Source organism: Rhodococcus sp. (in: high G+C Gram-positive bacteria), assembly GCF_049286785.1.
GTDB lineage: Bacteria > Actinomycetota > Actinomycetes > Mycobacteriales > Mycobacteriaceae > Rhodococcus_F.
Map to the genome: position 1 here is coordinate 1 of NZ_JBAQEO010000114.1, position 8,435 is coordinate 8,435.

General features: G+C 66.6%; 6 protein-coding genes. 3 read left to right on the forward strand and 3 right to left on the reverse strand.

Annotation, left to right across the window (positions count from 1 at the left end):
• The first annotated feature begins 267 nt into the window (after nt 1-267).
• Nucleotides 268-510: a hypothetical protein gene (locus WAW17_RS04545; protein ID WP_422331820.1), complete on the forward strand. Its 243-nt coding sequence runs from the start codon at nt 268-270 to the stop codon at nt 508-510.
• A gap of 3 nt (nt 511-513) precedes the next feature.
• Here WAW17_RS04545 and WAW17_RS04550 read toward each other — a convergent pair whose 3' ends face one another.
• From WAW17_RS04550 to WAW17_RS04560, 3 genes are all read right to left on the reverse strand, one after another.
• The gene (locus WAW17_RS04550) at nt 514-1,854 is read right to left on the reverse strand and encodes a YibE/F family protein (RefSeq protein ID WP_422331821.1); all 1,341 of its coding nucleotides are present in this window, start codon (nt 1,852-1,854) and stop codon (nt 514-516) included.
• Nucleotides 1,855-2,374: 520 nt separating this feature from the next.
• Nucleotides 2,375-3,097 carry an XRE family transcriptional regulator gene (locus WAW17_RS04555; protein WP_422331822.1) on the reverse strand — a complete coding sequence of 241 codons (723 nt, stop codon included), beginning with the start codon at nt 3,095-3,097 and terminating at the stop codon, nt 2,375-2,377.
• A 55-nt stretch (nt 3,098-3,152) separates the two neighbouring features.
• A complete protein-coding gene (locus WAW17_RS04560; protein ID WP_422331823.1) occupies nt 3,153-4,412 on the reverse strand; it encodes a pyridoxal phosphate-dependent aminotransferase in 1,260 nt (419 codons plus the stop codon).
• Between the two features lie 156 nt (nt 4,413-4,568).
• Between WAW17_RS04560 and WAW17_RS04565 the strand changes: the two genes are divergently transcribed.
• A complete protein-coding gene (locus tag WAW17_RS04565; RefSeq protein ID WP_422331824.1) occupies nt 4,569-5,966 on the forward strand; it encodes a carotenoid oxygenase family protein in 1,398 nt (465 codons plus the stop codon).
• 16 nt (nt 5,967-5,982) lie between these two features.
• Nucleotides 5,983-7,932 carry a prolyl oligopeptidase family serine peptidase gene (locus tag WAW17_RS04570; RefSeq protein ID WP_422331825.1) on the forward strand — a complete coding sequence of 650 codons (1,950 nt, stop codon included), beginning with the start codon at nt 5,983-5,985 and terminating at the stop codon, nt 7,930-7,932.
• The last annotated feature ends 503 nt before the right edge of the window (nt 7,933-8,435 follow it).

Sequence of the window (8,435 nt, forward strand, 5' to 3'; positions counted from 1 at the left end):
AACCCGTCGAGACCGCGCCGGTGATCGAGGTTTCCCCGGTCGAACCCGCACCGGCGCCGGCCCCCGCGCCGCTCATTCCCGGACTCCCGCAGATCCAATTGCCGACGCTGCAACTGCCCGAGTTGCCGAGACTGCCCGGCAGGTAGTCGACCGGTCGGCCGGGCCGGGTCCGCAACCGACAACGAAACGCGGTCGGAGGTGTCGGCGAGCAGCCATTCGCGCCTACCATTGTGTTAGTTCGAAGCTGCTGAGAGAGGGTGAGGGCAGATGACTTCACATCCTGCCGACCGTGACCAGTACAGGGACAGCCGCGGATCGGGATTCGCCATGCCCACCGCGTCGAGCGGTTCGCTTCATTTCGCCCCGTACCAGCGGCCACCCGACCCTCCGTTGCTCAGGATGTTTCCGGCGACCAGCGAAGCCGCCGAGAAATACACGATGATCGCCCTCTACGCGATCGAGGCCGCGGCCATCATCTTCATCGCCCTGCGGGTGGCAGGCGTGCTCTGACCACTATCGGGCGTGACGGCCCCCGCGTGCCGGTTTGTCCACCGGTGTGTCCATTGGTTCGTCCACCGGCTTGTGCGTTACTGGCTTGTCCATTACGGATGCGGCGTTACGGCCGGTGCCGAGCGGGCGTGCCAGCATCACCGCGATCGCGGTGGTGAGAGGAACCGACAGGGCCAGGGCGATACCGCCGACCGAGGACCGCACGATCTCGATGGCCACCGCGTCACTGAGCAGCACGTCCTGGATCGGCCGGCCCGCCACGCTGAACAGAAGCAGAAGGGGCAGCGCACCACCGGCATACGCCAGAACAAGGGTGTAGACGGTGCTGGCGATGTGGTCGCGGCCCACCCGCATCGCCGAACCGAAGATCTGGCGCCGGGACGCATCCGCGTCCAGCGACGCAAGTTCGAAAGCCGACGCCGCCTGCGTGATGGTGACGTCGTTGAGCACACCGAGCGAACCGATGATGAAACCGGCCAGAAGCAGTCCCGTGATGCTGACGTGCTGGATGTACGTCTGCACATTCGTGTTCTGCTCTTCGGACAGCCCGGTCAGATGAGTCAATTCGATCGTCACGTACGACAGGACCGCGGCCAGCGCCATCGACGCGAGGGTGCCGAGCAACGCCGAACTCGTCCGGAGCGACACTCCGTGCGCCAGATACAGCACGGCATACAGGATCACGGCGCCCGAGACGAGAGCCACCGGGATCGCCGGCTTGCCGTCGAGCAGGGCCGGCAGCATGAAGCCCACGAGCACCCCGAATGACACGACGATGCCGACCAGGGCCCGGAATCCACGCCACCGGGCCACCACGATGACGACCACGGCGAACACCAGAGCGATGAGTGCGACGGGCAGGCCCCGGGCGAAGTCCTCGAACGAATACTCCGTCGTCCCGTTCACATCCGTCTGGCGGGACAACCGGATGTGCTCGCCCACCCGCAGATCGGGCTGGCCCGGGCCGGGAATGATCTCGAGGAGAGTCTGCGTGCCGGCGTTGGGACCGGACTCGATGTCGACGATGCTGCGCTGGCATTCGTAGGCACCGGTCGGCGGCGGCACCGGCGACCCGGTGAAGGCCTTTCCGGCAGAGGGGCTTCCGCACGCCGCGATGTCCTGCATGGTGACCGTGCCCGCCTCGGTGACCGGCACACCGCCCTGCGCGCTCTGGAAGGGCAGGTCGACATCCAGACCGGACCTGTCGGGCCACAACGCGACCGCACCGATGAGCACTGCGACGCCGATCGCGACCAGGAGCCCGATCACCACTCGCGCCGCCACCGGACCCACCGGGACCGGTCCGTGGCCGTGGCCGTGGCCGTGGCCGTGTAGTTCGGCCATCACACGGGTCGCGTCGGCCGGTGGATGAATTGTCTTCGCACGCAGCCAGGCTAGCCGTAATACCGTCTATCGCTGCGACGGAAGCGACCAGTGATACCGGTGTTGCCCCAATGTCGCGTCCATATAGCTCCGGTGTCGCTCACCTGTCGCCGATGTGTTTAGATTGTCCGAACACGGAGTATGTGGTGCAGAACTCGACGAGGGGTGGGTTCTGTGAACAATTCCGGCACCCACGCGCGGGCAGCAGCGAGCCCGCTCAGGCGAGTGAATTGCGGTGAGGGATCGATTCGATCGATTTGCCGAGCTGGGTGGCGGGGTACAGGGGGGGTTGACCCCGCCACCAACCTGACACCCACAGGGGGGGGAGGGGTATCAGGTGCTCGCGGCACTCGAAGTGCCGTCTGCCAATCTACCGACAACATGGGGGTGCGCGTCAACCGGGTGGGTGAAATTGTTCGGCGTGTCGTCATCTTGCCTCCGACCGCTCAGGATCGAAGCCCATCGGGGATGCCCACTTCGGTCACGCCGAAACCTCCGTGGCGCCGGTACCGGATTCGTCCGTCGGCCCGAATCCCACCGAGCTCTCCCACCGGCGCCAGAACCGTTCTCGCGTAGCCGAATCGAGTATTTCGTCACGACCGCAGAGAAAGCGGCGATACTGCGCCTCTTCCCGCTCCCGGGGATCGGTGACCCCGGTGGGTTCCTCCAGAAGATGTCCGAACGCGAACTCCACCAACGGCTGCCGTGGCCCGGCCGGACCACCGTTGACCTCGAGCAGACGCGTCACATACGCGCCCGTGATCTTGGACACAACCCGGGTGAGATTGCCGGCAGCGTCGGCGAGCCCGGGCACCTCGGGATGCGCTGCGCTGATCTTGGCGATCTCCGTCTGCGGACCCAGAATGTCGATGATGGTGTCGAGTTCCAGCGGAATCTCGGACGGCCCCAATGCCAGTGCGCCCGCCGGCAGATGCCGCTGCCGCTCCTGGACGTCCAGCTCCTCGACCGGGGTGGGGGAGCCACCCTCGAGAGTTCTGGCCGCACTACCCGGCGCCCACCGCAGCGCGACGTCGAGCTTGCGCAGGGTCTCGATACTCGGGTCGGGTCCGGTGCCGTTCTCCGCGCGGGTCTGCGCGGCATCCGACGGGCCACCCGCCGCTGTCACCTGATCCTGCGTGAGGTTCAGCAGACGCCGTCGCCGGTAGACGATCTGTCCGAACCGCGCACGCGTGCTGGTAACCAACGCTTCCCCCAAGGCATACCCAAGCGACACGTGTGTCGCTCGCTGTGCCTCGATACTACTGCTTGTAGCTCGTGAGGAAGTTGCCGAACCGCTCGATGGCGACCGCGAGATCCCGCGCCCACGGAAGCGTCACGATGCGGAGATGGTCATGATCGGGCCAGTTGAAGCCCGTGCCCTGCACCATCAGGATCTTCTCCTGCAGGAGCAGATCCTGGACCAGCTTCTCGTCGTCGTAGATCTCGTACACCTCGGGATCGAGCCGCGGGAACGCATACAGCGCGCCCTTCGGCTTGATGCACGAGACACCGGGAATCATGTTGAGCCGCTCCCAGGCCACGTCGCGCTGCTCGAGCAGGCGACCGCCCGGCAGGATCAGATCCTCGATGCTCTGGTGCCCGCCGAGGGCCACCTGGATGGCGTGCTGACCAGGCACGTTCGGGCACAGCCGCGTCGACGCGAGAAGATCGAGACCCTCGAGGAAACCGGCGGCGTGTTCCTTCGGGCCCGTGATCGCCACCCAGCCGGACCGGTAACCGGCCACCCGGTACGCCTTCGACAGACCGTTGAACGTCAGGCACAGCAGGTCGGGTGCGAGCGTAGCCAGAGAGATGTGCTTGGCGTCGTCGTAGAGGATCTTGTCGTAGATCTCATCCGCCAGCAGCAGCAACTGGTGCTTGCGGGCCACGTCGACGAGCTGCTGCAGCACCTCCATCGAATACACCGCACCCGTCGGATTGTTCGGGTTGATCACCAGCAGGGCCTTCGTCCTGTCGGTGATCTTCGACTCGATGTCGGCGACATCCGGGTTCCAGTCGTTGTCCTCGTCGCACAGGTAGTGCACCGGGGTGCCGCCTGCCAGGCTGGTCATCGCCGTCCACAGCGGATAGTCCGGGGCGGGGATGAGCACCTCGTCACCGTTGTTCAGCAATGCCTGCATCGTCATCGTGATGAGCTCGGACACGCCGTTACCCAGGTAGATGTCGTCCACGTCGAGTTCGGGGAACCCGGGGACCAGCTCGTACCGCGTCACGATCGCCCGCCGGGCCGACAGGATCCCCTTCGACTCCGAGTAGCCCTGGGCGTACGGGAGCGCCGCGATCATGTCGCGCATGATCACGTCGGGCGCGTCGAAACCGAACGGCGCAGGGTTGCCGATGTTGAGCTTGAGGATCCGGTGGCCCTCCGCCTCGAGCCGGGCGGCGTGGGCGTGCACCGGTCCCCGGATCTCGTACAGCACGTTCTGAAGCTTGGTCGACTGTTCCAGCGTGCGGGGCGGTGTGCGGGGGTGGCCGTGGTCTTTGCTCACGACGGTCATTCTCCCACTCCCGGGCAACTGGATTTCTACTGGTGGGTGCCATTCGTGCTGGATACCACTCCATGGTGAGCAAGTGCGCACAGGTGGGTAGTCGCCGTACCCTCGGGAATAGGTCCTCGTCTCGTGATCCCCATCACTTCCGAAGGAGCGACCCAGATGTCCGCACCCGCTTTTCGGCGTCCCGGACCCGTCGACATCGCCCACCACCGCCACCTCACGGGGGTCTGCGAACCGCAGCGCGAGGAGGTGGACGTCCGGAACCTCGAGGTGATCGGTGAGCTCCCCACCGACATCACGGGCGCGTACCTGCGCAACGGCCCCAATCCGCGGTTCGACCCGATCGGAACCTACGTCTACCCCCTCGACGGCGACGGCATGGTCCACCGCGTCGAACTGAGTGAGGGCACCGCCCGATACACCAACCGGTTCGTCCGGACCCCCATGGTGGTGGCCGAGGAGAAGGCGGGGCAGGTGATCTGGGCCGGTGTCACCGACCCGTACACCCCCGCCGAAGACGAGGTGGGCCCGGAACTGGCGGGGACGAGGAGAGAGCTGCCCGACATCAACGTGGTGCGGCACGACGGCCGCCTCCTTGCGATGGCCGAGACCACCCTCCCGTTCCAGCTGAACCCCGACGATCTGAGCACCCTCGGCAGGACGGACTGCGACGGCGCGATGGCGGTGGGAAGCACCGCGCACCCCAAGATCGACCCCGTGACCGGGGAACTGGTGCTGTTCAACTACGTCCTCGACGCGCCGTATCTGACGTGGTCGGTGGTGGCGCCGGACGGATCCCTCGCACGCCCGCCCACCGCGGTCGAGGGGGCGGACACGCCGCTGATGATCCACGACATGGCACTCACCGGGCGGTACCTCGTCTTGATGCTCTGTCCGCTGGTCTTCGACATGGGGGCGGTGATCACCGGCGGATCGGTGCTCGACTGGCGACCCGAGATGGGCACCCGGATCGCACTGATCCCGCGCGACGGTGGCGCGGTTCGGTGGATCGGCCGCGACGCCTACTGGGTGTGGCACTTCGCCAACGCCTTCGACCTCCCCGACGGGAGAGTGAGCGTCGACTACGTGGAATGGACCTATCCCGCGGGCTTCGCAAAGATGGATTCGCCGTCGCTCGGCACCCTGGTCCGCGCCGCGATCGACCCCGAACGCGGCACCGTGACGCGGGAAACCGTATGCGAGCGGGACGTCGAGTTCCCGCGGATCGACGACCGGGAAATCACCAAGAGACACCGCACGACGGCCACGGTCGGGAAACTCGGTGTCCGCGACGGGGTGCTCGACTCGCTGTGGTTCTTCGACACCGCTACCGGCAGCGAAGCGCACTGGCACCCGGGCCGCGTTTCCGTCGGAGAACCCATCTTCATCCCCGGCTCCGAGCACGAGTACTGGGGAATGATCGGCACCGACCTCGACGACAGGTCGTCGTGGTTCTTCCTGCTACCCGCCGAAGACCCGGCAGCCGGCCCGCTCTGCACGGTACGGCTCCCGATTCGGGTGCCGGGCGGGCTTCACGGGGCATGGCTGCCGGGTTGAGCGATATCGTCGGCAGATGACTTCCGCGCCGTACGGTTCCTGGCCCTCACCCATCACCGCGGCGGACGTCGCCGCCAGCGGCCATCCCGTCGAAGGCGGACACTATGTGGGGGACGACGCGTGGTGGGCGGAGTTGCGGCCCACCGAAGGCGGGCGTGTGGCCGTGCGGCGCACCGGTTTGGACGAGGAACCCGAGGACGTCCTCCCCGCCCCATGGAACGCCCGCACCCGCGTACACGAATACGGTGGGGCCGCGTGGACCGTCACGGTGTCCGGGCACCTGGTATTCGCCGAGTTCACCGACCAGCGGCTCTACCTGCTCGAAGGCGCCACCCCGATGCCGCTCACCGTCGAACCCGAGCGACCCTGCGCCCTGCGCTACGGCGACCTGACGATCATCGGCCAGGAAGTGTGGGCAGTCCGCGAAAGCCACGACGCCGACGGCACCATCACCCGCGACATCTGCGCCATTCCGCTGGACGGCTCAGCCGCGGACGACCCGCGACGCGTGCGCTCGGTGGTGGGCGGCTCCGATTTCCTGGCCAACCCCCGGCTGTCCCCCGACGGGCGGCGCCTCGCCTGGATCGCGTGGAACCACCCGCAGATGCCGTGGGACGGCACCGAACTTCGGGTCGCGGACCTCTCGAACGGTGTCGTGCGGGGCCCGGTGACCACGCTCCTCGGCGGTCCGGAAGAATCGGTACTCCAACCCGAATGGGTGGGTGTGTCCGAGCTGTACACCATCAGCGACCGCAGCGGCTGGTGGAATCTCTACCGCATCGACATCGACAACCCCCAACCGATTGCCCTGTGCCCCAAGGAAGCCGACTTCGGTGGCGCGATGTGGTTCCTCGGTTCCCGCTGGCACACCCGGCGTGAGGACGGCACACTGCTCACCGTCCGCACGTTCGGCACCGACACGCTCGCCGTCCTCGATCCCGGCACCGGGGCGCTCACCGACATCCCCCTTCCCGGCATCACCACCATCGGACTCGCCGATCGCCGGGGCAACCGGCTGCTACTGCTCACCGGCGGCGCCCAGACGCCGTCGGGCCTGCGCGAACTCGACCTCGGCACCGGTGAACTTCGCACCATCCGGCAGTCGGTGACCGACCTTCCCGAATCGGCCTATCTTCCCGAGGCGCGGCAGCTGACGTTCCAGGGACCCGAACGGGAAGTCCACGCCATCGCGTACCCGCCCCGCCACCCCGGATACGAAGGATCGGCGGGCGAACTGCCGCCGTACGTCGCGTTCGTGCACGGCGGACCCACCTCCCGGGTAGCCCCCACCCTGAACCCGGTGTTCGCGTTCTTCACCAGCCGCGGCATCGGCGTGATCGACGTGAACTACGGCGGATCCACCGGGTACGGCCGCGAATACCGCAACCGGCTACGCGGGCAATGGGGCGTCGTCGACGTCGAGGACGTGGTGACCGCGGTGACCGGCCTCGCCGACGCCGGGCTCGCCGACCGTCGCCGCCTCGCCATCGAGGGCGGCTCCGCCGGCGGCTGGACAGTACTCGCTGCGCTCACCACGTCGGACGTCTTCGCCTGCGGCGCTTCCTACTTCGGAGTCGCGGAACTCGAAGAGTTCGTCAAGGAAACACACGACTTCGAATCCCGGTACGTCGACGGCCTGGTCGGTCCGCTTCCCGAGGCCGCCGAGCTGTACAAGCAGCGGGCACCCCTGGCCCACGTCGACGGACTCAACTGCCCGGTGCTTCTGTTGCAGGGACTCGACGACCCGATCGTCCCGCCGGCCCAGGCCGAACGATTCCGCGACGCCCTCGTGCGGAAAGGAATTCCGCACGCGTATCTGACGTACCCGGGGGAGTCGCACGGATTCCGCAAGCACGCCACCCTCATCAGCTCCCGCAACGCAGAACTGTCCTTCTACGGCCAGATCCTCGGCTTCGAACCCCCGGACATCCCGAAACTCGAACTCTGGCGGCCCGAGTCCGCATAGGCGTCCGGTGGGTCCCGCCGCCGTCGCCCAATGTGACATTTGTTCAGTCTGACTGCACCGGTGTGACATTGGGCCAGGGGGTGGGGTGCGCGGTGTGGTCGCCCGATGTGACATTGGTTCCCTCTGAGTAGACCGCTGTGACATTGGGCCACCAGCGGGCGGGGTTGCCGCCCCGGCGCGGTGAGCTGCTGCAGCTGACCCCCCGCCGCGCGAGTCTTTCTGCAGCACAGACAAACAAACCAGTCTGATTGTTTCTCCTCCCGAACTGTATTGCGGGCAAAGGAAACTCGCGGGGCTGCTCGAATAGCCAGACCGGTCTCCTTGTTTTTGCGCCAATAATCCTGCGATGGAAGCGAATTCCGCATCAACAGTCACTGCAGTGAGCAATAAGCACTCTGCTACCAGTGGAATTTCCCATCTCCTATCGGCTGAGCTTCGGTGCGTGGTACCAAGGAAGGAGTGAGGATTCGGGCCTCGGTAACACGGAGGGCGGAAACTCCGAA